The sequence below is a fragment of the Cellulomonas sp. NS3 genome (assembly GCF_024757985.1).
Lineage (GTDB): Bacteria > Actinomycetota > Actinomycetes > Actinomycetales > Cellulomonadaceae > Cellulomonas_A.
Genome location: NZ_CP103289.1, coordinates 757,502 through 779,909 on the forward strand (window position 1 = coordinate 757,502; position 22,408 = coordinate 779,909).

26 protein-coding genes are annotated in these 22,408 nt (G+C 75.5%); 12 read left to right on the forward strand and 14 right to left on the reverse strand.

Annotation, left to right across the window (positions count from 1 at the left end; translation table 11 throughout):
• Positions 1-111: 111 nt before the first annotated feature.
• Together NXY84_RS03500 and NXY84_RS03505 are read right to left on the reverse strand one after the other, a co-directional pair.
• A complete protein-coding gene (locus NXY84_RS03500) occupies positions 112-1,050 on the reverse strand; it encodes a metallophosphoesterase (protein WP_258725781.1) in 939 nt (312 codons plus the stop codon).
• Positions 1,050-3,482, reverse strand: coding sequence for a transglycosylase domain-containing protein (locus tag NXY84_RS03505; protein ID WP_258725782.1), 2,433 nt, complete (start codon positions 3,480-3,482; stop codon positions 1,050-1,052). The genes NXY84_RS03500 and NXY84_RS03505 overlap by 1 nt, the downstream gene beginning before the upstream one ends.
• Before the next feature lie 313 nt (positions 3,483-3,795).
• On the opposite strand from NXY84_RS03505, the gene NXY84_RS03510 reads away from it, so the two are divergent.
• The 3 genes from NXY84_RS03510 to NXY84_RS03520 are packed head-to-tail and all read left to right on the forward strand — an operon-like array spanning position 3,796 to position 4,722.
• Entirely contained in the window at positions 3,796-4,086 is a 291-nt protein-coding gene (locus NXY84_RS03510) for a WhiB family transcriptional regulator (protein ID WP_034630741.1), read from the forward strand.
• 10 nt (positions 4,087-4,096) lie between these two features.
• On the forward strand, positions 4,097-4,255 hold the full coding sequence (locus NXY84_RS03515) for a DUF4177 domain-containing protein (protein ID WP_141371944.1): 159 nt from the start codon (positions 4,097-4,099) through the stop codon (positions 4,253-4,255).
• Positions 4,255-4,722 (forward strand): RidA family protein, encoded by a 468-nt coding sequence (locus NXY84_RS03520; protein ID WP_258725783.1) that lies wholly within the window; start codon positions 4,255-4,257, stop codon positions 4,720-4,722. The genes NXY84_RS03515 and NXY84_RS03520 overlap by 1 nt, the downstream gene beginning before the upstream one ends.
• 136 nt (positions 4,723-4,858) lie before the next feature.
• Here the strand turns inward: NXY84_RS03520 and NXY84_RS03525 are convergent, their stop codons facing one another.
• Complete coding sequence (locus NXY84_RS03525) at positions 4,859-5,536, reverse strand: Crp/Fnr family transcriptional regulator (RefSeq protein WP_309485051.1); 678 nt, start codon at positions 5,534-5,536, stop codon at positions 4,859-4,861.
• A gap of 54 nt (positions 5,537-5,590) precedes the next feature.
• The gene (locus NXY84_RS03530; protein WP_258725784.1) at positions 5,591-6,010 is read right to left on the reverse strand and encodes a hypothetical protein; all 420 of its coding nucleotides are present in this window, start codon (positions 6,008-6,010) and stop codon (positions 5,591-5,593) included.
• 160 nt (positions 6,011-6,170) lie between these two features.
• Between NXY84_RS03530 and nth the strand changes: the two genes are divergently transcribed.
• Positions 6,171-6,875: an endonuclease III gene (gene nth / locus NXY84_RS03535; RefSeq protein ID WP_258725785.1), complete on the forward strand. Its 705-nt coding sequence runs from the start codon at positions 6,171-6,173 to the stop codon at positions 6,873-6,875.
• A gap of 54 nt (positions 6,876-6,929) precedes the next feature.
• Here the strand turns inward: nth and NXY84_RS03540 are convergent, their stop codons facing one another.
• Together NXY84_RS03540 and NXY84_RS03545 are read right to left on the reverse strand one after the other, a co-directional pair.
• The gene (locus NXY84_RS03540) at positions 6,930-7,859 is read right to left on the reverse strand and encodes an alpha/beta fold hydrolase (RefSeq protein ID WP_258725786.1); all 930 of its coding nucleotides are present in this window, start codon (positions 7,857-7,859) and stop codon (positions 6,930-6,932) included.
• Between the two features lie 146 nt (positions 7,860-8,005).
• Entirely contained in the window at positions 8,006-8,752 is a 747-nt protein-coding gene (locus NXY84_RS03545) for a winged helix-turn-helix transcriptional regulator (RefSeq protein ID WP_258725787.1), read from the reverse strand.
• Positions 8,753-8,952: 200 nt separating this feature from the next.
• Here NXY84_RS03545 and NXY84_RS03550 point away from each other — a divergent pair, with 200 nt between their 5' ends.
• Positions 8,953-9,717: a hypothetical protein gene (locus NXY84_RS03550; RefSeq protein WP_258725788.1), complete on the forward strand. Its 765-nt coding sequence runs from the start codon at positions 8,953-8,955 to the stop codon at positions 9,715-9,717.
• Between the two features lie 20 nt (positions 9,718-9,737).
• Here the strand turns inward: NXY84_RS03550 and NXY84_RS03555 are convergent, their stop codons facing one another.
• Positions 9,738-10,109 carry a DsrE family protein gene (locus tag NXY84_RS03555; RefSeq protein ID WP_258725789.1) on the reverse strand — a complete coding sequence of 124 codons (372 nt, stop codon included), beginning with the start codon at positions 10,107-10,109 and terminating at the stop codon, positions 9,738-9,740.
• A gap of 211 nt (positions 10,110-10,320) precedes the next feature.
• Here NXY84_RS03555 and NXY84_RS03560 point away from each other — a divergent pair, with 211 nt between their 5' ends.
• From NXY84_RS03560 to NXY84_RS03585, 6 genes are all read left to right on the forward strand, one after another.
• Positions 10,321-10,926: an FABP family protein gene (locus NXY84_RS03560; RefSeq protein WP_258725790.1), complete on the forward strand. Its 606-nt coding sequence runs from the start codon at positions 10,321-10,323 to the stop codon at positions 10,924-10,926.
• Positions 10,926-12,221, forward strand: a complete 1,296-nt coding sequence (locus tag NXY84_RS03565) for a YgfZ/GcvT domain-containing protein (protein ID WP_258725791.1) — start codon at positions 10,926-10,928, stop codon at positions 12,219-12,221. The genes NXY84_RS03560 and NXY84_RS03565 overlap by 1 nt, the downstream gene beginning before the upstream one ends.
• 22 nt (positions 12,222-12,243) lie before the next feature.
• Entirely contained in the window at positions 12,244-13,374 is a 1,131-nt protein-coding gene (locus NXY84_RS03570) for an FUSC family protein (protein WP_258725792.1), read from the forward strand.
• Positions 13,375-13,592: 218 nt separating this feature from the next.
• Positions 13,593-13,937 carry a DUF2516 family protein gene (locus NXY84_RS03575; RefSeq protein WP_258725793.1) on the forward strand — a complete coding sequence of 115 codons (345 nt, stop codon included), beginning with the start codon at positions 13,593-13,595 and terminating at the stop codon, positions 13,935-13,937.
• Between the two features lie 25 nt (positions 13,938-13,962).
• The gene (gene dtd / locus NXY84_RS03580; RefSeq protein WP_258725794.1) at positions 13,963-14,403 is read left to right on the forward strand and encodes a D-aminoacyl-tRNA deacylase; all 441 of its coding nucleotides are present in this window, start codon (positions 13,963-13,965) and stop codon (positions 14,401-14,403) included.
• Positions 14,404-14,691: 288 nt separating this feature from the next.
• Complete coding sequence (locus NXY84_RS03585) at positions 14,692-16,635, forward strand: hypothetical protein (RefSeq protein ID WP_258725795.1); 1,944 nt, start codon at positions 14,692-14,694, stop codon at positions 16,633-16,635.
• Between the two features lie 27 nt (positions 16,636-16,662).
• On the opposite strand, the gene NXY84_RS03590 is transcribed toward NXY84_RS03585, so the two are convergent.
• Positions 16,663-16,953 carry a hypothetical protein gene (locus NXY84_RS03590; protein WP_258725796.1) on the reverse strand — a complete coding sequence of 97 codons (291 nt, stop codon included), beginning with the start codon at positions 16,951-16,953 and terminating at the stop codon, positions 16,663-16,665.
• A 168-nt stretch (positions 16,954-17,121) separates the two neighbouring features.
• Here NXY84_RS03590 and NXY84_RS03595 point away from each other — a divergent pair, with 168 nt between their 5' ends.
• Positions 17,122-17,649: an O-acetyl-ADP-ribose deacetylase gene (locus NXY84_RS03595; RefSeq protein ID WP_258725797.1), complete on the forward strand. Its 528-nt coding sequence runs from the start codon at positions 17,122-17,124 to the stop codon at positions 17,647-17,649.
• A 24-nt stretch (positions 17,650-17,673) separates the two neighbouring features.
• Here NXY84_RS03595 and NXY84_RS03600 read toward each other — a convergent pair whose 3' ends face one another.
• The 6 genes from NXY84_RS03600 to NXY84_RS03625 all read right to left on the reverse strand — a co-directional run bounded on the left by NXY84_RS03600 (position 17,674) and on the right by NXY84_RS03625 (position 22,349).
• On the reverse strand, positions 17,674-17,883 hold the full coding sequence (locus NXY84_RS03600) for a hypothetical protein (protein ID WP_258725798.1): 210 nt from the start codon (positions 17,881-17,883) through the stop codon (positions 17,674-17,676).
• Positions 17,884-17,990: 107 nt separating this feature from the next.
• The gene (locus tag NXY84_RS03605) at positions 17,991-18,857 is read right to left on the reverse strand and encodes an aldo/keto reductase (protein WP_258725799.1); all 867 of its coding nucleotides are present in this window, start codon (positions 18,855-18,857) and stop codon (positions 17,991-17,993) included.
• Positions 18,858-19,041: 184 nt separating this feature from the next.
• Entirely contained in the window at positions 19,042-19,542 is a 501-nt protein-coding gene (locus NXY84_RS03610; protein ID WP_258725800.1) for an AAA family ATPase, read from the reverse strand.
• Between the two features lie 66 nt (positions 19,543-19,608).
• Positions 19,609-20,046, reverse strand: coding sequence for a protein-tyrosine phosphatase family protein (locus NXY84_RS03615; protein WP_258725801.1), 438 nt, complete (start codon positions 20,044-20,046; stop codon positions 19,609-19,611).
• Positions 20,047-20,211: 165 nt separating this feature from the next.
• Complete coding sequence (locus tag NXY84_RS03620; RefSeq protein ID WP_258725802.1) at positions 20,212-21,054, reverse strand: SDR family NAD(P)-dependent oxidoreductase; 843 nt, start codon at positions 21,052-21,054, stop codon at positions 20,212-20,214.
• Positions 21,055-21,176: 122 nt separating this feature from the next.
• Positions 21,177-22,349 carry an ROK family transcriptional regulator gene (locus NXY84_RS03625; protein WP_258725803.1) on the reverse strand — a complete coding sequence of 391 codons (1,173 nt, stop codon included), beginning with the start codon at positions 22,347-22,349 and terminating at the stop codon, positions 21,177-21,179.
• Positions 22,350-22,408: the final 59 nt, after the last annotated feature.

Here is a 22,408-nt window from a genome sequence, read left to right on the forward strand (position 1 = left end):
CGGCTGAGGGAGGGCCCAGGTTGCGGGTCGTGGGCGACCGGGGGCGGCAGCCGAGAACGAGGGCTGCCGCCCCCGGTCGTCCTGCGCCACGGGACGCCGAGGAGGGGCGTGTCAGCGCGCGACGAGCGTGATCAGCGTCGCCTCCGGGCGGCACGCGAAGCGCACGGGGGCGTACGGCGACGTCCCGAGCCCCGCGGAGATGTGCAGCCACGTCGACCCGTCGCCGCCCGAGCGGTCCGGTCGCGCCCCCGGCCAGCCGTGCAGACCCTTGGCGCGCCCCCGGTCGAGGTCGCAGTTCGTCACGAGAGCGCCGTAGAACGGCACCGCGAGCTGCCCGCCGTGCGTGTGACCGGCGATGACGAGGTCCGCGTCGTCGGCGTGCATCGCCTCGAGCACCCGCCGGTACGGCGCGTGCGTGACGCCGAGGTGCAGGTCGACGGGCGTCCCCCCGGTGCGCGCGTCGTCGGCGTCTCCTGCCTCGGGGAAGCGGTCCTGGTCGAGGTGCGCGTCGTCGACCCCGACGAGCGAGACCCGCCGCCCCGCCACGTCGAGCACGTCGCGCCGGTTGGTCAGGTCCTTCCACCCCGCGCCACGGAAGCGCGCAGCGAGCTCGCGCCAGGGGAGCTCCGTCGACGTCCGTCGGGTCCCTCGCGAGTCCGGGAGGAGGTAGCGCCCGGGGTTCTTCGGGACGGGCGCGACGTAGTCGTTCGAGCCCATCACGAACGCGCCGGGCTTCGCGAGGTGCGGCTCGAGCGCGTGCAGCAGGGGACCCATCGCGCCGACGTGCGCCCAGTTGTCGCCCGTGTTGATCACGAGGTCGGCGTCGAGCGACGCGAGGTCGCGCACCCAGTCCACCTTGCGGCGCTGGCCGGGCACCAGGTGCAGGTCCGCGAGGTGCAGGACGCGCAGCGGCGCCTCGCCCGCGGGCAGCACCGGGACCGTGACCTCACGCAGGGCGTACCAGCGCACCTCGACGAGCGAGGCCCAGGCGAGCGCGCCCACGCCACCGAGCGCGAGCCCGCCGAGGGCTCGCGCCGTACCGGACGGCATCAGGGCTGACCGGGGTTGGGCTGCCCGTTGCCGTTGCCGCCGCCGTTGCCCGGGCGGCCCGGCTGCTGGCCGCCACCCTGGTCCGGAGCTGCGCCGCCCTGCGGCTGCTGCCCGTTGGAGAGGGTGAGCGTGATAATCGCGCCGGACGGCGCCTCGCCGCCGGGTGACTGCGCGGCGACCCGTCCCCCGGCCTGGAACGAGGGCACCTGGTTCGGGTCGATGCTCACGGTGAAGCCAGCCTGCTCGAGGCGACGGGTCGCCTCGCCGACCTCCCAGCCGATGACGCCGGGGACACCGACCTGCTTGCCGTTGAGCTCGTTCGACGAGACCTCGCCGAACCCTGGCACTGCCTGGCCGGCGAGCGCCTGGTCCATGAACCGCTTCCACGTGGGCGCCGCGATGGAGGCGCCGTACATGTTCGGGATCTTCTTGCCGTTGACCCAGACGTCCTGCATCGGCTTCCAGTTGTCGGGGTACCCGACCCACACCGCCGAGGCCATGACGGGGGTGTACCCGACGAACCAGGTGTGCTCGTTCTCCGACGTGGTGCCCGTCTTGCCGGCGGACGGGTACGCGGGCCGGTCGACGCTGCTCGCCGTGCCGTCCCAGACGTTGCTGAGGGCGTAGTTGACGGCGTTCGCGATCCGCGGCTCGAGCGCGGCGTTGTTGCAGTCCGCCGCCGGCACCGGTAGGTCCGCGCCCGCCGCGTCCTGCACCCGCAGGATCGCGATCGGCTTGCAGAACGTGCCGCCCGAGGCGAACGCCGCGAACGCGCCGGCCATCGCGAGCGGCGACGCGGAGTCGGAGCCGATGACGTTGGACGGGTACGCGTTGAACGGCTCGCCGTAGCCGGCCTTGTTCGCCTTGGTGACGCCGAGCTGGGCGGCTCCGTCCATGACCGCGCACAGGTCGAGCTGCATCGCCATGCTCATGTACCCGCGGTTCACGGAGTTCTTGGTCGCGTCGAGCACGCTCATCATCGAGCCGCCGCCCTCGGAGTTGCGCGCGGGGAACTCCTGCGACGACAGGCGGGAGCCGCACGCCCGGAACTGGTTCGTGTTGAGCTTCTTGTTGCCCTCGCTGCCGTTGACCTGCTCGCGGAGGCTGTGGCCCTGCTTGAGCCACTCGACGAGCGTGAACGGCTTGAACGTCGAGCCGGGAGGGAACCCGTTGCCGGCGCCGTACTGGAAGTCGGCGTTCCAGTTGACCGACGTGTCCGTGGGGCTGGGGGTGTTGCTGTAGTTGCGGTTCTGCGCCATCGCGAGGATCTTGCCGGTGCCGGGCTCGACGACGGAGATCGCGGACCCGATCCCGGACGCGTCGTCGATCGGCACGCCCGCCTTGACCTCGGCGTCCGCGACGGCCTGCAGGCGCGGGTCGAGGGTCGTCGTGATGGTCAGGCCACCGCGGTAGAGGAGGTCGGTCCGCGCCTTCTTGTCCGCGCCGAACGCGGGGTCGTTCGCGATCACCTTGGTCACGTAGTCGCAGAAGTAGCCGGACCCGGGCACGGCCTCGCCCGCCGAGCTGCAGTCGAGCTTGGTGTTCTGGACGCGCAGCGTGGCCTCGATCGGCGTCGCGACGCCCGCGTCGTGCTCCTCCTGCGTGATCAGCTTCTGGTCGAGCATGAGCCCCAGGACGGTCGCGCGGCGGTTCGTCGCGTCGGCGGGGTTCTTGACGGGGTCCCACTTGGTCGGCGCCTGCGTGATCCCGGCGATCGTCGCGGCCTCGAGGTAGTTGAGCTCGGCCGCGGGCTTCGTGAAGTAGTACTGCGACGCCGTCTCGACGCCGTAGATCGCGATGCCGAACTGCGCGATGTTGAGGTAGTTCTCGAGGATCTGGTCCTTCGGCATGCTCTTCTCGAGCGCGATCGCCAGCTTCGCCTCGCGGAGCTTGCGGCTGATGCCCTCGGCGCCCTCGGCGGTGCGGGCGGCCTCCAGGGCCTCGCGGTCGTCCTCACGCTTGGCCTTCTCGATGAGCACGTTCTTGACGTACTGCTGCGTGAGCGTCGACGCGCCCTCCTTCTGGTCGCTCAGGAGGGTCTTGACGGTCGCGCGCGCCATTCCGGTCGGGTCGATGCCGCCGTGCTCGTAGAACCGCTTGTCCTCGACTGCGAGGACGGCCTGGCGCATGATCGGCGCGATCTGGTCGAGCGGGACGACGATGCGGTTCTCGTCGTAGAAGGTCGCGAGCACCGAGCCGTCGGCCGCGAGCATCGTCGACTTCTCCGACAGCGGCCGCTGCTCGCCGAGCTCCGACGGCAGGTCGTCGAACGCGGTGACCGTCAGGTCGGTCGCGCCGTTCGTGACGGCGACGGCGGGCAGGATGAGCCCGGCGGCGAGCAGCCCCCCGACGCCGGCCATGAGGATGAACGCGAGCAGCAGCGCGAGCGCCTGGAACGCGTTGACCTGACGGCCGCGCACAGAGGTAGCCATGATCCGTAGGGTACGTGAGGCGGCTGACGACGCGACGTGGCGACCGTCACGCGGGTCCCCGTCTTTACGCGACCTGCACACCTCCTCCGCCGCTCCTCCCGCGCCCGCACAGGATCGCGAGCCGTCGCGGTGCTGTCCGGCGGGCGGCCAATAGCCCTGCACGGGGCAAATCGGGTGAAAACGGCAGAAGATGACCCGATCGGAGGACTGTGGGTTGGTGTCACCAGGCACTACGGTCCCCGCAGGGCGCTCAGGCGCTACGGGGCGCCGGATCGACCGGCGGAGGTCGACGAGAGGTATCTGCGTGGCGACGATGCTGCAGGACGCGCACTGGGTCGCTGGGGCCGCGTGCGGCGTCGGCAAGGTGTCCCCGGACGCGCTGTTCGTCGAGGGAGCCGCCCAGCGGGAGGCGAGATCGGTGTGCACCGGGTGCCCGGTGCGGCTGGAGTGCCTCGCGGACGCGCTCGACAACCGGATGGACTTCGGGGTCTGGGGAGGCATGACGGAGCGCGAGCGCCGGGCTCTGCTGCGCCGACGGCCCGAGGTCCGGTCGTGGCGGGCGGAGCTCGTCGGGACGGGGGAGCCGGTCGGGGCCTCCCGCTAGGGTGTGGCCCATGGCCACCACGTGGGAGTACGCGACCGTCCCCCTGATCATCCACGCCACCAAGGCGATCCTCGACCAGTGGGGCGCTGACGGCTGGGAGCTCGTCCAGGTGATCCAGGGGCCCGATGCGGGCCTCGTGGCGTACCTCAAGCGACCCAAGGGCGCGTGATGGGGGCGTCCGAGCGGCTCGCCGAGCTCGGCCTCGAGCTCCCGCCCGTCGCGGCGCCCGTCGCGTCGTACACGCCGGCGGTCCGGACCGGGCAGTACGTCTACACCTCGGGCCAGCTGCCGTTCGTCGACGGCGCGCTGCCTCGGACCGGCAAGGTCGGTACCGGCGAGGGCCTCGTCGACCCGGCCGACGCCGCGGAGCTCGCACGCACGGCCGCGCTCAACGCCCTCGCCGCGGTCGCGTCCGTCGCCGGCGGCCTCGACAACGTCGTCCGGATCGTCAAGGTCGTGGGCTTCGTCGCGAGCGACCCGACGTTCACCGGGCAGCCCGCGGTGATCAACGGCGCGAGCGACCTGCTCCGGGACGTCCTCGGGGACGCGGGCGTGCACGCGCGCTCGGCGGTCGGCGTCGCGGTCCTGCCGCTGGACTCGCCCGTCGAGGTCGAGGTCGTCGCCGAGATCGCCTGACGGCACCGCCTGACGGCGCCGCTCGACCGGCAGTGCCCGACCGGCACCGCCTGACCCGCGCACCCGAAACGACGAGGGCCCCGACCGCACGTGCGGTCGGGGCCCTCGTCGCCGCGTGCGTTGTGCGACGTGCGGCTCAGCGCGCGCGGCGCTCCAGGCGGTCGACGTCGAGGAGCACGACCGCGCGGCCCTCGCGCCGCACCCAGCCGCGCGCGGCGAAGTCGGCCAGCGCCTTGTTCACCGTCTCGCGGGAGGCGCCCACGAGCTGGGCGAGCTCCTCCTGCGTCAGGTCGTGCGCGACGCGGATGCCCTCGTCGACGGTCTCGCCGAAGCGGGTCGCGAGGTCCAGCAGCGCCTTGGCGACGCGGCCGGGCACGTCGGAGAACACGAGGTCCGCGAGCGCCTCGTTGGTGCGCCGGAGCCGGTGCGCGAGCGCCTTGAGCAGGTGCATCGCGACGGTCGGGTTGGCCTCGAGCCACGCGATGAGCGCCGAGTGCGCGAGCTCCAGCAGGCGCGCGTCGGCGACGACGGTCGCGGTCGCGGTGCGCGGGCCCGGGTCGAACAGCGAGAGCTCGCCGAACATCTCGCCCGGCCCCTGCACCGAGAGCAGGTTCTCGCGGCCGTCGCTCGAGCGCCGGCCGAGCTTGATCTTCCCGGACGTGATCACGAAGAGCCGGTCACCGCGCTCGCCCTCGTGGAAGAGCACGTCACCCCGGCTGACCTCGATCGGGGACATCGACGCGATCAGTGCACGGGCCGCCTCGGGGTCCATGTTCACGAACAACGGGGCCGACAGTACGACGTCGTCCTCCACGCTGGACCTCCACCCGCTCCGCCGGACACTGCTGCCAGGGGACAGTCTGCCGCATCAGCCCCGGTCAGGGCGGACGAGGGTCCGGGCGGGCGGCGCGGCGGGCTCCTCGGCGAGGTGCTCGACGAAGCGGTCGGTCGCCGCGGCGAACGCCACGTCGACCTCCGCCTGGTAGCGCGCGAGCCGGCCGTCGAGGTCGCGCAGCGCCTCGAGCTGGTGCACCTCGGCCATCGGGAGACCGGCTCGCAGCGAGCGGAGCAGCTCCACGTGCCGCGGCACGTCGTGGTCGGCGCCGGCCGGGAGGAGGGTCTCGCCGTCGACGCCGAGCGGCTCGGGGACCGTGATGACCGCGATCGCGACGTCGAGGCGGGCCCGGACGAGCCGGCGCCAGTGCGCGACGCGCCGACGCTCGGCGTTGAGGGCCGCACGGTGGTCGCTCAGCCGGTCGGCCGTGGACGTCTCCACCACCAGCGACATCCGTCCGCTCCCGTCTCCGCGCCGCCGCCGGTCGGCGGTTCACCCGGTAGTTCGACGCGGGAGGGGGCGGACTTGAGGTCCCGGGGCGTCCGGGCAGGTCACGATCACCCGGCGGGCCCAACGAGGACCACGCGGACGCCCCGCCCCGTAGGCTGCCCGTGTGACGACGCGCCGGTGGAACACCGAGACCCACCTGGCGCGCGTGCGCCGGGCCCGGCGCATCAACCGGGTGCTCGCCCTGCGCTACCCCGACGCGCACTGCGAGCTCGACTTCACGACGCCGCTCGAGCTGCTCGTCGCGACCGTGCTCTCCGCGCAGACCACCGACGTGCGGGTCAACCAGGTCACCCCCGAGCTGTTCTCGCGCTACCCCGACGCCGCGGCGTACGCGTCGGCGAACCGCGAGGACCTCCAGGACGTGCTGCGCCCCACCGGGTTCTTCCGCGCCAAGGCGGACGCGGTCATCGGCATCGGGCAGGCGCTGGTCGAGCGGTTCGGCGGCGAGGTGCCGGCGCGGCTCGACGACCTGGTGACGCTCCCGGGCGTCGGCCGCAAGACGGCGAACGTCGTGCTCGGCAACGCGTTCGGCGTCCCCGGCATCACGGTCGACACGCACGTCGGCCGGCTCGCGCGACGGCTCGGCTGGACGGAGTCGGAGGACCCCGTCAAGGTCGAGCAGGAGCTCGGCGAGCTCGTCGAGAAGCGCGAGTGGACCATGGCGTCGCACCGGCTGATCTTCCACGGGCGGCGCACGTGCTTCGCCCGGAACCCGGCGTGCGGGGCGTGCCCGGTCGCGCTCGACTGCCCGTCGTACGGGGTGGGCGAGACGGACCCGGAGCGCGCCGAGGCGATGCTCAAGGGCTGACCCGGCTGACCCGGCTGACCCGGCTGACCCGGGCTGACCGCGGCTCCCGCGGCGTCAGACCGGCGCGACCTCGCGGAGCCAGCGCAGCAGCAGCTCGTTGACCCGCTCGGGCGCCTCCTCGGCGAGGAAGTGCCCGGTCCCGGGGATGAGCTCGAACCGGTACCCGGCGCCGAGCCCGCGGGCGACCCGGCCCGTCGCCGCGGCGTAGGGCGCGGAGCGGCAGCCGTCCGCACCGCCGTGGAGCTGCAGCACCGGGACGGCCTCGGCCGCCCGCAGCGCGGCGAGGTGGCGCTGGCCGTCCATGCGGGGCCCCGAGCGCACGAGCCAGCGCACCTGCTCCATCGCCGAGTGCGCCGCGAACGGGACCGACGCCGCGCGCCGGTACGTCGTCGCGACCTCGGGCGTGAGCCACGCGGTGCCACCCGACCACTCCCGCAGGAGGCGGACCACGAGGTCCGTGCGGGTCAGCGCGCGCTCGGGCAGGAGCGGGAGCTGGAAGAACGCGAGGTGCCGGGCCGCGCGCAGCCGGAGCGCCGCGCCGCGCTGCGAGCGGGCCTGCAGGGGATGCGGGGCGGAGAGCGCCGCGACCGCGAGCGTCACGTCGGGCTGGTAGGCGGGCATGGCCCACGCGACCTCGCCGCCCGTGCCGCTGCCGACGACGACCGCGCGGTGCGAGCCGAGCGAGCGCACGAGCCCGGCGACGTCCCGGACGAGGGTCGGCACGTCGTAGCCGATCGGGGGCTTGTCGGAGCCGCCCGACCCGCGCAGGTCCATCGCGGCGACCCGGTACCCGGCCTCCGCGAGCGCGGGGACCTGGTGGCGCCACGCCCACCAGAACTGCGGGAACCCGTGCAGGAGGACCACGAGCGGGGCGTCGTTGTCGTCCGGCCCGGCGAGGGCGACGTGGAAGCGGGCGCCGTTCGCGGCGACGTGCTGGTGCCGCCAGGGTCCGTCGATGAGCAGGGTGGAGGAGTCGACGGTCACCCCGGGGAACCTACCGCCTGGCGGGGTCCGCGGGGTGCGCCGTCATCCGTCCGGGGTGCACCCGGGCAGCACGCGAGGAGCACGCGAGGAGCACGCGAGGAGCACGCGAGGAGCACGGTGCTGCCCGGGCGGGCGGGCGGGCGCCGTCAGGCGTCCGAGGGGAGCCCGGCGTCCTCGAGCGGCTCGGCGTCGGCCTCGAGCGAGGCGGCCGTCCGGCGGTCCTTGGGCGGGTCGAACCGGTAGCCGACGTTCCGCACCGTGCCGATGAGCTGCTCGTGCTCGGGCCCGAGCTTGGCGCGCAGCCGCCGGACGTGGACGTCGACGGTCCGGGTGCCCCCGTAGTAGTCGTACCCCCAGACCTCCTGCAGCAGCTGCGCGCGCGTGAAGACGCGGCCCGGGTGCTGCACGAGGTATTTGAGGAGCTCGAACTCCTTGTAGGTGAGGTCGAGCGGGCGCCCGCGCAGCCGTGCGGTGTACCCGCCGGCGTCGATCGTCAGCTCGCCCGAGGAGATCTCCTGCGGCGCGTCGTCGTACCCCGCGGTCGCCGCGCGCTCCATGACGAGCCGGAAGCGGGCCTCGACCTCGGCCGGGCCGGCGTGCTCGAGGACGATGTCGTCCGCGCCCCACTCGGCGGTGACGACCGTGAGGCCGCCCTCGGTGAGGACGAGCACGAGCGGGACGGTCAGCCCGGTGGCGCGCAGCAGCCGGCACGTCGTGCGGGCGTTGACGAGGTCGCGGCGTGCGTCGAGCACGAGGATGTCGGCGTCGGGCGCGTCGACGAGCGCCGACGGCTCGACCGGGAGGACCCGCACCCGGTGCGACAGCAGGCCGAGTGCCGGGAGCACCTGTGCCGAGCCCCCGGAGGACGGTGTGAGGAGCAGCAGATCTGCCACCGGCGGACCTCCTAGCCTGGGAGTGGCCTTCACGGTACAGGCTCGGCGCGGTCCTCGACGCGGCTGTCCGGGTGGGCCGGTCTGCGACAATCGTCGCCGTGCCCCGCTCCTCGACCCCGTCCGTGCCCGTGACCCGTCCCCTCGTGGCGCCCTCCGCGGCGTGCGCGGCGGCGGTCCCCGGACGGGTCGGGTAGGTCCCGGTGCAGGTCTCCACCCGTGCGGTCAGCACGGCCGTGCTCGCGGCGCTCGTCGCCGTCGCCGGCTACGTGAGCGACCCGACCGTCCTCGACGTCCCGTACGCGGAGTACGCGCTGCCCGGTGTCGTGGCGCTCCTCACGGTCACGTTCGCGATCGGCTGGCCGGTCCTCGCCCAGCTCCCGGGCCGAGTGGGGTCCTCGATCGTCATCGCGCTCGTCGGCGTCGGGTCCGTGGCCGTCGTCCAGCGGACCGTCGACGAGCCGTACCTGCGCGGCCTGCCGATCGTGTTCGCGTTCTCGGTGCTGCTGGCGTTCGTCAACGAGCTCGCGCGGCGCGGCGGGCGCGAGCGGCTCGTCGAGTCGGTCACCGGCACGGTCGCCGGGACGCTCATCGCGGTCACCGCCGCGGGCTGGGTCGCGACGCAGCACACGCCGGGCGGGGCCAGCCTGCTCGTGGCCGGGGCGCTCGCGCTCGCGGCCGGCTCCGCGGCGTCCGCCCTGCCGTTCCACGGCTGGGCCGGCGCCGGCGTGACGACCGGTGCCGCCGCGGCGGCGGGTGCCCTCGGCGGGCTCGTGCTGCCCTCGATCGACCCGCTGGCCGGTGCGCTGCTGGGCGTCGGGGTCGGGGTGCTCGTGAGCTCGCTCCAGGAGCTGTTCGACCGGCTGCCCGCGCTCTCGCGCCGGCCCGCGGCGATCGCGGCCCTCGTGGTGCCCGTGCCCGTCACGGGGATCCTCGTGTACGTCGTCGGGCGCGTGCTCGTCGGCTGAGCCGGCCGGCGCGCGACCCGTCAGTAGACGAGCGCCTGCGCGCCCTCGGCGAGCGACTCCTCGACGAACACCGCCGCACCCGCGATCCGCACGCCGGGCAGCACGTCGTCGGGCCCGATGCCGCGGCGCGCCGCGCACTGCGTGCAGACCGTGACCCGGCCGCCCTCGAGCACCGTCTCGATCAGGTCCGGCGCGGCGGCCGCGTGCTCGAGCACGAGGTCGGCCGCGCGGCCCGGGACGCCGAACCACGCCGACTCGCCGGTCAGCCACAGGCTCACGTCCACGCCCGCCGCGACGCCGGCGGCGGCCACGGTCAGGGCCTGGTTCGCGGCCTCGGGCCGGTCGGTGCCGGATGTCGACTTGATCACGAGCGAGCGCCTGGGGGTCGTCACGGGAAGAGCGTAGGGGTGGGGGTCGTTAGGATCGGGGGATGCACACGCTCGAAGCAGTGTTCATCGGTCTCCTGGTCGCTTCCGCGCTGACCATCGGCTGGTTCTCGGTGTACGTGGTGTACCGGCTGTTCAAGGGCCAGCGCTGACCACCGGGTCCTGAGGCCGGGCTGCTGCGGGCGCGTCCCGCACGGTCCGACAGAGGAAGGCAGCCATGGCATTCACCCTGCCCGAGGGACTCGCTCCCGAGGTGTACCCGCTCGCGTGGCTCGTCGGGCGCTGGTCCGGCGAGGGCGTCGTCGGGTACCCCGGCATCGAGGAGGCTCCCTTCACGCAGGAGGTCGAGTTCACCCACGACGGCGGCCCGTACCTCGCGTACACGTCGACCATCCGCCTCGTGGAGGTGCCCGACGACGCGGCCGCGCTGGTCGCGGACGGCGTGGCGCCCGACGGTCCCGCGCACGACGACGTGCCGCCCGGTCCCGTCGACGGCCCGGGGCCCGTGTGGGCCACCGAGTCCGGCTACTGGCGCGTCCCGCCGGAGCGGACGGAGGAGCTGACCGACGAGCAGCACCCCGTCGAGGTGCTCCTCTCCGACCCGTCCGGCCACGTCGCGCTCTACGTCGGCGCGGTCGGCAAGGGGCGCATCGACCTCGTGAGCGACCTCATCGCGCGCACCGCGACCGGTGCCGAGGTCAGCGCGGGCAAGCGGCTCTACGGGCTCGTCGAGGGCGACCTCATGTGGGCCCACGACATCGCGGCGTTCGGTCACCCGATGCAGTCGTACGCGTCCGCCCGCCTCGTCCGCGACGAGTCCTGATGACTACGGGCACCGGGCCGGAGCTCGGGCAGGCCGTCACGGGGACGCCGGACACCCCGCTCGCCGAGGGCGCCGGGACGCTGACCGGGGCCGGTGGCGCCGTCGGGCACGGGATCACCGAGGGCGACGCGACCGCCGTCGTCGCCCCGCCCCGGCACACCTCGCCGCTGCTGCGCCGCCGCGGGGCCGTCGCCGGCGCCGGGCCGGACGCGGGCGTCGCGTGGCACTACGGGGACCCCACCGCCGAGCAGCGCGCGCTGACCCGCGGGGGAGCGGTCGTCGACCAGTCGCACCTCGGTGTGGTCCGCGTCGCCGGCCCGGACCGGCTCACGTGGCTGCACTCGATCACGTCGCAGCACCTCACCGGCCTCGCGCCCCGGACCTCGACCGAGCTGCTCGTGCTGAGCCCGCAGGGGCACGTCGAGCACGCCGCGGGCGTCGTCGACGACGGCGAGGCGACCTGGCTGGTCACCGAGGGCGCGCACGCCCCGACCCTCGCGGCGTGGCTGGACCGCATGCGCTTCACGCTGCGTGTCGAGGTCGCCGACGTGACCGACGACTGGGCCGCGATCGGCGAGCCGGTCTCCGCCGAGGGCGCCGAGGGCGAGCCGATCACCTGGCGCGACCCGTGGCCGCACACCGCCCCGGGCGGCACCCGCTACGGGCCCGACGACGCGCAGCACCCCGGGCTCGACCGCGCGTGGCGGCTCGTGCTCGTGCCGCGCGCCGAGCTCGCCGAGGCCGTCGCCGCGCGCGAGGCCGCCGGCTGGCCGCTCGTCGGCACGTGGGCCAGCGAGGCCGTGCGCGTCGAGGCGTGGCGCCCACGGCTCGGCCGTGAGGTCGACCACCGCTCGATCCCGCACGAGCTCGACTGGCTCCGCACCGCGGTGCACCTCGTCAAGGGCTGCTACCGCGGGCAGGAGACCGTCGCGCGCGTGCACAACCTCGGGCGGCCACCGCGCCGGCTCGTGATGCTGCACCTGGACGGGTCCGGTCACCTGCTGCCCGAGCCGGGTGCGGAGGTCCGCGAGCTCGGGGACCTCGCGAGCGGCGGGCAGGCCGGACGCGCGGTGGGTCACGTGACGAGCGTCGCGCGGCACCACGAGCTCGGCCCCGTCGCGCTCGCGGTCGTCAAGCGCTCGACCCCCGTCGACGCCCAGCTCGTCGTCGACTGCGACGGCGGCGCCGTCGCAGCCGGGCAGGAGGTCGTCGTCGCGGGTGAGGGGGTCTCGGCCGACCGGCCCGCCGCCCGCGGACCCCTGACGCGCGGCCTGGGGCAGCGCCCCAGCCTGTGACCGTCCGGGCGGTGGTGCGCGCGTGAGCGAGGCAGCCGCGCCGGACGAGCCGGGGCTCCGCCGCGCGGCTCGCGTGCTCGTCTCGGCGCGCGTGCGCCAGGGCCGGGCCCGCGTGCGGACGTCGTTCGTGCCGACGCTGCAGGCCGCCGTCGCCGCCGGGCTGTCGTGGGCGCTCGCGTACTACGTGCTCGGCCACGAGTTCCCGTTCTTCGCGCCGGTGTGCGCGTGGGTCGCGCTGGGCTTCAGCGCGGACCGCCAGGTGCGCCGCGTCGCGGAGCTCGCGGTCGGCGTCGCGATCGGCGTCGGGCTCGGGGACCTCGTCGTGCACGCCATCGGGAGCGGCTTCTGGCAGGTCGCGCTCGTGCTGTTCGTGTCCGCGATGCTGGCCCGGTTCATCGACCGCGGGCCGGTGCTGACCACGCAGGCGGGCGTGCAGGCGATCGTCATCGTCGGCCTGCCGGCGCTCGCCGCGTCCGGCAGCAGCCCGCTCGGGCGGTGGACCGACGCGCTCGTCGGCGGTCTCGTGGCGCTCGCGGTCGCGGCGCTGAGCCCCGACGACCCCCGCCGCCGGCCGCGCGCGCAGGCCCGGCAGGCGGTGCTCGAGCTCGCCGGGATGCTCGACGTGCTGGCCCGCGGGCTGCGGACCGGCTCGGCGCACGACGTCGAGGACGCCCTGATCCGGGGCCGCGCGTCGCAGCCCGCGCTCGACGACTGGCGGGAGGGCGCCGCGAACGCCCGGAACCTCGCGCGGGTCTCGCCCGCGGGCCGCCGGCACCGCGACGAGCTCGGCGCGCTCGGGGCCTCGGCGGTCTACGTCGACCGGGCGATGCGCAACGCGCGGGTGCTCGCCCGGCGCGCGCTGTCCGCGGTCGAGGGCGGCCGCGACCGGGACCTCGCCGGGGCCGCCGCGACCGTCGACTCCCTCGCGCGCGCCGCGGAGCAGCTCGCGGGGGACCTCGGGGCGGGCACCGACGCCGAGGGGACCCGCCGGGCGCTGCTCGCGGTGGCCCAGCGCCTCGACCCGTTCCGGCTCGCGCCCGACGACTGGCAGGTGCAGAGCCTCGTGCTGCTCGTGCGCTCGCTCACCGTGGACCTCCTCGAGGCCGCGGGCGTGCCCGAGGGGCAGGCGCGCGAGGCGCTGCCGGAGCTCTGAGGGGCGCCGCGCTCCGAGGCCCCGGCCCTGGTGCGATCCCGCACCTGGACCCGGACCTGGACCGGACCTGGACCGGGGACCGCGGACCCGCTCCCGGGACCCTGGTACCGCTGCCGCTCCCGGGACCCTGGTACCGCTGCCGCTCCCGGGACCCCGGTTCCGCTGCCGGTCCCGTGGGCCGCTGGGTCCGCTGCGCGCCGGGCACGTAGGCTCAGCCCGTGATCGGTGCCGTGCAGACCCTCGTCTACGTCGCGTTCTACGTCGTCATCTTCCTGCTGGCGGTGTGGGCGCTGATCGACCTGCTGCGCCGGCCGGCCGGGGCGTTCGTGAGCGCCGGCAAGCGGACCAAGAAGTTCTGGGGGATCCTCCTGGGCGCCGCCACGCTGCTCGCGTTCGTCGCGCTGCCCTACCCGATCGGCTACGGGTACCTCAGCTTCCTCGCGCTCGGCAGCGCCGTCGCCGCCGTCGTGTACCTCGTCGACGTGAAGCCGGCCATCACCCCGTACTCGGGCGGACGCGGACCTCGTGGGCGTGGACCGTCGGGCCCGCGCGGCGGCTGGTGACCGGTCCGGCGCGGCGGTCGCGGCCGTGAGGGCCGTGGTCCAGCGCGTCACGCGCGCGTCGGTCACGGTCGACGGGGAGGTCGTCGGGCGGCTCGACCAGCCGGGGCTCGTCGCCCTCGTCGGGGTGACGCCCGGCGACGGGCCGGCGCAGGTCGAGCTCGTCGCCCGCAAGATCGCGGACCTGCGGATCCTGCGCGACGAGCAGTCCGTGCTCGACGCGGGCGCGCCCGTGCTCGTCGTCAGCCAGTTCACCCTCTACGCCGACACCCGCAAGGGCCGCCGGCCCACGTGGAACGCCGCCGCGCCCGGGCCCGTCGCCGAGCCGCTCGTGGACGCCGTCGTCGAAGCGCTGCGGGCGCGGGGCATCGAGGTGGCGACCGGGGTGTTCGGGGCCGACATGGCCGTCGAGCTCGTCAACGACGGGCCCGTGACGATCCTGCTGGAGTCGGTGCCCGAGCCCGCGTGAGGTCAGGCGGTGCCCGCAGCGGCGACCGCGAGCGTCCCGGACAACCGTCCACATTCCGGGCGCCTTTGCTCCCGGAATGCCCTGCGGCGCACGTTCCTCCAGGTCAGAGCCGTTGCGCCGGTCGGGTGAACACCGGGTCGCCCCCGTGGACACCGCACCGGGCGGTGCCATCGTGAGCGCCGCGCACGGTCCCACGGTCTTCCGGCGGAGTCACCGGCGGACGAGGGCACCGGGTCGGGGTGGGTCGGTGCGCGCCCGGCGGCCGGCGCACCGGCAGGGGGACAGCACATGCACGAGACAGCCATCCGGACCGCGAGGGTCGTGCTCGGCCCGTTCGTCGACGACGCCGGGGCGCCGTGGAGCGGCGCGGTGACGGTCACGTCGTCGACCGCGCGGGTCTGGGCGTCCACCGGAGCCGTCGTCGCGCCCCGGCCGGTGCCCGTCGCGCTCGCCGCCGACGGGACGGCGACGCTCGACCTGCCCGTCACGGACCAGCCGGGCTTCACCGACGGGGCCGGGCGCGCGCTCACCGGGTGGACCTACACGGTCGACGTCGCGCTCGACGGGGCGCCCTACGCCCGGCACACGTTCGCCCTGCCGTCGCGGGTCGCGGCCGGCGGGCCGGTGCGGCTCGTCGTGCTGCCCGACGGCGGCAGCGTGGCGGCTCCGGTCGGCGTGCCGGCTCCGGTCGGCGTGCCGGCTCCGGTCGGCGCGCCGGTTGCCGCGACCGGGACGGGACCTGGCTCGGCGGTGGCGTCGGTGCCCGCGTCCGGACCGACCTCGGCGGGCGCGTCGGGCCCCGCGCCGGTGCCGGACCGCACCGAGGTGCCCGCGTCGGGCCTCGCGTCCGCGCCCGGCCCGACTCCCGTGCCGGGCGCACGGCCGGCGTGGCCGGCCCTGAGCCCGCCGCCGGGGGCCCGCCCGGCACCCGGACGCGCCCAGGACCGCGCGCTGTCGCGGCGGGAGACGTTCCGCGCGGGTGCCGTCGCGCTCGGCGCCGCGGCGCTGACCGGGTGGGCCGCGTCGCCCGTCGGTGCGGCGCCCACCGCCCGCACCGCCGCCGCGCCGAGCCCGGAGCCCGTGGTCCCGGCGCTCGCCGGGGCCGTGACGCTCGGGCAGGTCGTCGAGCAGGACGTGACGATCGGGTCGGTCGAGAAGCCGCGGACGCTGCGGATCAGGTCGTCCGGCGCCGGGGGGAGCGAGCGCAGCCCCGACCAGTACGACTCGACGGGGCGGATCGTGCTCGAGTCCTACCAGCCGCACTTCAAGTGGTACGGGGAGTCGATCCGGGTCCAGCTCAAGGACCCCCGCGCCAAGGGGATGCTCGCGTACCAGGCGCACTGGCCGACCCCGCACTACGCCGGCGGCGACTTCTCGGGGCGCGCGGTGCACCCGAAGGACCCGGTCACGATCGCCTGGATCGGCGCGCACTTCCTCGACAACGACGACCCCATGCAGCTGCGCAACAACCTGCGCCACGGGCACCTGAACTTCGAGGTGCCCGACTCGCGCGGCGACCTGCAGACGCGCTTCGAGATCAAGCTCATCGACACGGTCACGGGCAGGATCGGCACGGACCGCTCGGCGATCCGGACGAACCTCGCCGACTTCGAGCACCAGGTCGGCGCCGCGGGCGAGCAGCTGCGGATCGTGGGCAGCGACAGCCGGAACAAGGACCTCGCGTTCAGCCTCGAGCACGGGCCGAACCAGCCGCGGTGGGTGCTGCGGGCGGCGGCGGGTGGCGCACGGCTGCAGTTCCGGCGGTACGCGCCCGGCGCGGTGCACGTCGACTCCCCGCTGCAGCTCGACCCGGGTGACGGGCGGGTCCTCGTCGGCGGCGACGAGGGCTCGGCGGGCGGACTCGTCGTGCGACGGCGCGACGGCGTGGCGCTGACCGTGCAGACCCTCCTGCCCGGTGGGCACGGGATCCTGGTGAGCGGGCCAGCCGGGGACCCGACGGCGCGGGTCGTCGAGGGGGATGCGACCGGGGACGCGATCCGGCGCTTGGTCGTCCAGGTCGACGGCACGATCGCGTGGGGCGACGGGAGCGCCGAGCGCGACACCCTGCTCTACCGGCGGGGGCCCCACCAGCTCGGGACCGACGGCGGGGTGTTCCTGCGCGACAGCGGCGTGCCCGACGCGGCCCCCACGGGCGGGGTGCTGTTCGTGCAGGACGGCGCGCTGAGGTACCGCGGGTCGGCGGGGACGGTGACGACGCTCGCGGCGGCCTGAGCGGCCGGCTTCAGGAGGGGACCGGGTTCAGGAGGGGCTCGACGCCTCGCCCGGGTGGTCGTCGGCGGCGTGCGACGGCGCAGGGTGCGACGAGGCGTCGTGCGGTGGGGTCGTGTCCGGCGTGGGCGCCGGCCCCCGCTCGATCCGCCACCCGCCGACCTCGGCGTACGACGAGTCGCGGATCGTGTCGTGCTGGCCGTCGGTCAGGGGGTAGTGCTTGAGGTTGCCGGCCCAGTAGCGCAGCGCGCGGCCGAGCTCGTCGAGCACGGTCTGGTCGGGTGTCGCGTCGTCGAGCTCGACCTCGAACGTGAAGCGCATGGCGGGTCCTTCCTCGTCGGGGGTGGACGTCCCGATCGTCCCGCGGGGTGGGCGTCCGCGAAAGCCGGGGCGGGTTCGGGCGGGGCGGGGACGCCAGCGCGCGGCTCTGCCACGGCGCTCGCGCGGTCCGGCGTCGCGGTAGCCGCAGGTCCGGGGCAGCATGGCCGCATGAAGATCGACGCGGTCCAGGGGGACCTCACGCGGGAGCGGGTCGACGCGATCGTCAACGCCGCGAACTCGACCCTGCTCGGCGGCGGCGGGGTCGACGGCGCTATCCACGCCGCCGCCGGACCGGCGCTGCTCGAGGAGTGCCGGCGCGTGCGGAGGACCGCGTTCCCGGACGGGCTCCCCGTCGGAGAGGCGGTCGCGACGGGCGCCGGGGCGCTCGCGGCGCGGTGGGTCGTCCACACCGTGGGGCCGAGCTGGAACCGGGGGCAGCGCGACGAGGCGCAGCTCGCGTCCTGCTTCACGCGGTCGCTCGACGTCGCCGCCGAGGTCGGGGCGCGGTCCGTCGCGTTCCCCGCGGTGAGCGCCGGCGCCTACGGCTGGGCGATGGGCACCGTCGCCGCCGTCGCGGTGCGGGCGGTGCGGGACTGGGACGCGGCGCGGCCCGGGGAGGTCGACCTCGTGCGGTTCGTGCTGTTCGGCACGGCGGCGCTCGCGGAGTTCGAGCGGGCGCTCGGCACGGAGGTCTGAGCGGCGGGCCCGCGCGTCGTGCTGTCAGCGGCGCGGCGCGCTGTGCCAGCGGAGGGTGAGCCAGCCTGCAGCCGCGAACGCGACCCAGGAGAAGCTCGCCGACGGGCCGAGCGGCGGCGCGTCCCGGGCGCCGAACCACCACATCGCGCAGCCCAGGACGAACAGGCCGACGGCGGCGGAGATCAGCGCGGAACGGTTCGGGACGTAGCGCGGGCGGCGGTCGGCGGGGTGCACGGGCACACCGTAGGGGACGACGCGCGTCGCCCAGGGCCTGCAGCGGCGCGACGCGCGTCGGGCCGCCCGCGGGGAGGCGGGCGACCCGACGTCGGTGGTGCGGTGGGTCAGGCGACGGCGGCGTCGAGCTCCGCGATCTCCTCCGGGCCGAGGATCAGGTCTGCGGCCTTGACCGAGTCCTGGATCGTCTCGGGGCGCGACGAGCCCGGGATCGGGATGACGACCGGTGCCTGCGCGAGCTCCCACGCGAGCGCGACCTGCTGCGGGCTGACCCCGTGCGCGGCCGCGACGCGCTCGAACGCGCCGTGCGTGTCGCCGAGCGAGGACGCCTTCGAGATCCCGCCGAGCGGGCTCCACGGCAGGAACGCGAGGCCGAGCTGAGCGCACAGCTCCAGCTCGGGCTGCGACGATCGGAACGCCGGGGAGTACTGGTTCTGCACCGACGTCAGGCGCCCCCCGAGCACGTCCTGGGCCTCGCGGATCTGCTCCGGGTTCGCGTTCGAGATGCCGGCGAGGCGGATCTTGCCCGCGTCGAGGAACTCGTTGAGGACCCCGACCGACTCGGCGTAGGGGACCTCCGGGTCGGGGCGGTGGAACTGGTAGAGGCCGATCGCCTCGACGCCGAGCCGCTGGAGCGACGCGTCGAGCGCCTTGCGGAGGTGGTCGGGCGAGCCGTCGACGTACCAGGAGCCGTCGCCGGGGCGCAGGTGGCCGCCCTTGGTCGCGACGAGCACCTCGGAGGCGTCGCCGCCCCACGTGCGCAGCGCCTCCGCGATGAGCTCCTCGTTGTGGCCGACGTCGGTCGCCGTCAGGTGGTACGCGTCCGCGGTGTCGATCAGCGTGACGCCCGCGTCGAGCGCGGCGTGGATGGTGGCCAGGGCGCGGTCGCGGTCGGGGCGGCCCTCGATCGACAGGGGCATCCCGCCGAGTCCGATGGCGCTGACCGTGACGTCTCCGAGCTGTCGTGTCTGCATGCGGTCCAGTCTGCGTCGTATCGGTTCGACCGGCAGCGCGAGCGTGCGCAGGTTCGCGGGGAGCGGAGCCGGTCCCCCGGGGAGCCGTGCCGGACCGGGGTCGGACCGCCCGGCTGCGTCGTCCGCGTCGGCGGGGCGAGCGGGGACCGCGGCCCGTCGGTGCCCGCTCCTCGTGCGACGCCCGCTACCCCGGCTCCGCGCACCGGCGGAGGATCTCGTCGACGACCTGCTCGACCGGGGCGGTGGAGTCGATCGGGATGCCGTCCGCCGGGACGTCCGACCTCGTCGCGTGCCACCGGACGATGCGCTCTCGTTCCGTCGGCCGGCCGCCGCCCCACTCCCCGTCCGGCCGCGCGTCGAGCCGCCGGTGCAGCGTCTCCAGGTCGACCTCGAGGACGAAGACGCCGTCGAACAGGTCGAGGAACGCCGGGAAGTTCCGTGAGCCGCCGCAGAAGAACGTGGCCTCGTGGCGCTGGTCGGTGGCGAGGGCGCGGACCCGGGTCACGTCCCAGAGGTGGTTCTCGTGGGCACCGACCTCCGTCGGCTCACCGGTGCGCGGGTCGCCCTGGTAGGCGAGCTCCCGGTCCCCGTGGACGACGTGGTGGCCGCGCCGCTCCAGCTCCTCGGCCACGGTGGTCTTGCCGGTGCCGGAGAGGCCCTCGACCAGGTAGTTCCGTATGCCCATGCGGGACGGTACGACGAGGGAGCGCGAGGCGCCGACCGCTTTTCCGAGAGGGAAGCCCGCCGGGCGTCAGCCCCGTCCCGGTGCGAACCGGCGCACGAACAGCCACTGACCCGGGGTCTCGACCGCGCGCGGGTGGTACCCGCGGCGCACGTACGAGACGGCCTCCCGGGCGGGGAGCCCGTCGAGCACCGCGAGGCACGCGAGCGCCGTCCCGGTGCGCCCGCGCCCGCCCTCGCACGCGACCTCGACCCGCTCGTCGGCCGCCCGGCGCAGGACCTCGCGCAGCGCGTCCTCCGCGTCGGCGGGGTCGCTCGGTGTGCGGAAGTCGGGCCACCGCACCCAGCGCGACGGCCAGGGCAGCGGGTCCGGCGGGCTGCCGAGGAGGTAGACGCCGGAGTCGGGGTCCGGGCCCGCGGGCGTCGGTCGGCGCAGGCCTCGCCCGCGGACGCGCAGCCCGCTCGGCAGCGTGAGGGCGCCCTCGTCGGACGGGTCCCAGGTGCTCATGGGCGGACGCTAGCGAGCCGGGCCCGGCCGGGACCAGGGCCGGGTCGGGGCCGGGACCAGGACCGGGCCGCGGCCCGGACCAGGAGCACGCCCGAGACCAGGACCGGCACGCCGGATCGGGACCACGACCGGCGTCGTCCGGCCGCGTCCAGGGCCCCGGCGCGCTCAGCGACCCCGGACCCGGGGGGCCTGCGTCGGCTCGGCGTCGTCCTCCGGTCGCCGCATGAGGGAGCCCATGAGCAGGGCGAGCCGGCGCCGGGTCACGAGCCGGCTCACGGCGACGAAGGCCCGGTTCGCCGCGCCGGAGACGACGCTGGGCGGCGGGTTGCGGCGGTCGAGCGTGCGCAGCGCCGTGGCGACGACCTGCTCGACCGTCTGCCGGCGGGTCCCGTCGCCGCTCGTACGCCACTGCGCGACGTCGAAGAACTCGGTCTCGGTCGCGCCGGGGGACAGCGCGAGCACCCGCAGCCCCGTCCCGCGGGCCTCGCCCCACAGGGCCTCGGTGAAGCTGAGCACGAACGCCTTCGTCGCGCCGTAGACCGCGAGGTTGGGGTTGCCCTGGTACGCCGCGATGCTCGACAGGTTGACCAGCACACCGGTCCCCGCCGCGCGCAGGTCGTCGATCAGCGCGTGCGTGAGCTCGACGAGCGCGAGCACGTTGAGCGTGATCTCCTCGCGCACCCGGTCCGGGTCCTCGTCGTGGAACGGGCTGTGCGTCGCGAAGCCCGCGTTGTTGACGAGGCTCGTGACGCGCAGCCCCTGGCGGTCGAGCTCGGCGACGAGGTCCGCGACGGCGGACGGCTCCCCGAGGTCGAGCGGGATCACGGTCGTCCGGACGCCGTGCGCGGCGACGAGCTCCGCGGCGAGCGCGTCGAGGCGGTCGCGCCGCCGGGCGACGAGGACGAGGTCGGAGCCGCGCGCCGCGAGCTGCCGGGCGAACTCCGCGCCGATGCCCGAGCTGGCGCCCGTGACGAGCGTCGTCTGGTCGCGGTAGTCGACTGCGGGCATGGCGGGTCCTCCGGGCGTGCGCGGGCTCCTCGGACGCCGGTCGGCGGGGGAGCGGTGCTCCCACTCTGCGCGCGCGTGCGCCTGGGGGCACCTCGGCGCGTGGGCGGCCTGTCCCGTCGGGCTCAGCCCAGCAGCTCCTCGAGCGCGCCGCTCGTGAGGAGGTGGTCGACGACCATCGTGCTGGCCCCGAGCACCCCGGCGCGGCCCTTGGTGCGGCTCGACACGATGCGCAGGTGCTGCGTCGCGAGGGGCAGCGAGCGGCGGTAGACGACCTCGCGGATCCCGGCGAGCAGGTGCTCGCCGGCCTCGGCGACGCTGCCGCCGAGCACGATGACCGACGGGTTGAGCATGCTCACGCACGTCGCGAGCACCTCGCCGATGGCCCGGCCGGCGTCCCGGACGGTGCGCAGCGCCGTCACGTCGCCCGAGCGGACCAGCGCGACGACGTCGGCGCTCGTGAGCGCGGGCAGCCCGGCGGCGGCGAGCTCGGCGGCGATGGCCCGGCCGCCCGCCACGGCCTCGAGGCACCCGGTGTTGCCGCAGCGGCACAGCACGTCGCGCCCCCCGGGGACCGCGATGTGCCCGACGTCGCCCGCAGCGCCCTGGGCCCCGCGCCGGATCGCGCCGTCGCTGATGACGCCCGCGCCGATGCCCGTCGCGACCTTGACGAACAGCAGGTGGTCGACGTCGGCGAACTCGGTGGCGTGCTCGCCGAGCGCCATGACGTTGACGTCGTTGTCGACGAGGACGGGCGTGCCGAGCAGCGCGCCGAGGTGCCCGGCGACGTCGGCGTCGTCCCAGCCGGGCATGATCGGCGGGTTCGTGGGCCGTCCGGTCGCGTGGTCGACGGGTCCGGGCAGCCCCACGCCGGCGCCGACGAGCTCGGACGTGTGCCGCCCGGTGTGCTCGACGAGCTTCGCCGCGACGGTCGCGACGTGGTCGAGCACCGGGCCGGGGCCGTCGGAGATCGCGATCGTGTCGAGGTGCTCGGCGAGCACGGTCGAGGCGAGGTCCGTCACGGCGACGCGCGCGTGCGTCGCGCCGAGGTCGATCGCGAGCGTGATGCGGGCGCCGGGGTGGAACGCGAGCGTCGCGGGCGGGCGGCCGCCGGTCGAGCTGGCCTCGCCCGCGGGGGTCACGAGGCCGGCGGCGAGGAGCTGGTCGACGCGCGCGGAGACGGTCGAGCGGGCCAGGCCGGTGAGCTGGCCGAGCTCGGCGCGGGTGCGTGGCTGCCCGTCGCGCAGGAGCTGGACGACACCGCTGAGGTCCCCGGAACGCCGTTCACCTGCACCCATGCACGTCAGTCAAGCACATCTGCAGAAGTCCGTCGGTGGTCAGGCAAGTTTTGCTTGAC

Excerpts from the sequence above, each read along its gene's own strand:
- NXY84_RS03560 (WP_258725790.1), top strand. The coding sequence starts at position 10,321 with ATGGCATTCACCCTGCCCGAGGGACTCGCTCCCGAGGTGTACCCGCTC.
- NXY84_RS03590 (WP_258725796.1), bottom strand. The coding sequence starts at position 16,953 with ATGCGCTTCACGTTCGAGGTCGAGCTCGACGACGCGACACCCGACCAG.
- NXY84_RS03620 (WP_258725802.1), bottom strand. The coding sequence starts at position 21,054 with ATGCCCGCAGTCGACTACCGCGACCAGACGACGCTCGTCACGGGCGCC.
- NXY84_RS03585 (WP_258725795.1), top strand. The coding sequence starts at position 14,692 with ATGCACGAGACAGCCATCCGGACCGCGAGGGTCGTGCTCGGCCCGTTC.
- NXY84_RS03595 (WP_258725797.1), top strand. The coding sequence starts at position 17,122 with ATGAAGATCGACGCGGTCCAGGGGGACCTCACGCGGGAGCGGGTCGAC.
- NXY84_RS03625 (WP_258725803.1), bottom strand. The coding sequence starts at position 22,349 with ATGGGTGCAGGTGAACGGCGTTCCGGGGACCTCAGCGGTGTCGTCCAG.
- NXY84_RS03515 (WP_141371944.1), top strand. The coding sequence starts at position 4,097 with ATGGCCACCACGTGGGAGTACGCGACCGTCCCCCTGATCATCCACGCC.
- NXY84_RS03615 (WP_258725801.1), bottom strand. The coding sequence starts at position 20,046 with ATGAGCACCTGGGACCCGTCCGACGAGGGCGCCCTCACGCTGCCGAGC.
- NXY84_RS03505 (WP_258725782.1), bottom strand. The coding sequence starts at position 3,482 with ATGGCTACCTCTGTGCGCGGCCGTCAGGTCAACGCGTTCCAGGCGCTC.
- NXY84_RS03510 (WP_034630741.1), top strand. The coding sequence starts at position 3,796 with ATGCTGCAGGACGCGCACTGGGTCGCTGGGGCCGCGTGCGGCGTCGGC.
- NXY84_RS03565 (WP_258725791.1), top strand. The coding sequence starts at position 10,926 with ATGACTACGGGCACCGGGCCGGAGCTCGGGCAGGCCGTCACGGGGACG.
- NXY84_RS03530 (WP_258725784.1), bottom strand. The coding sequence starts at position 6,010 with ATGTCGCTGGTGGTGGAGACGTCCACGGCCGACCGGCTGAGCGACCAC.
- NXY84_RS03500 (WP_258725781.1), bottom strand. The coding sequence starts at position 1,050 with ATGCCGTCCGGTACGGCGCGAGCCCTCGGCGGGCTCGCGCTCGGTGGC.
- NXY84_RS03605 (WP_258725799.1), bottom strand. The coding sequence starts at position 18,857 with ATGCAGACACGACAGCTCGGAGACGTCACGGTCAGCGCCATCGGACTC.
- NXY84_RS03520 (WP_258725783.1), top strand. The coding sequence starts at position 4,255 with ATGGGGGCGTCCGAGCGGCTCGCCGAGCTCGGCCTCGAGCTCCCGCCC.
- NXY84_RS03610 (WP_258725800.1), bottom strand. The coding sequence starts at position 19,542 with ATGGGCATACGGAACTACCTGGTCGAGGGCCTCTCCGGCACCGGCAAG.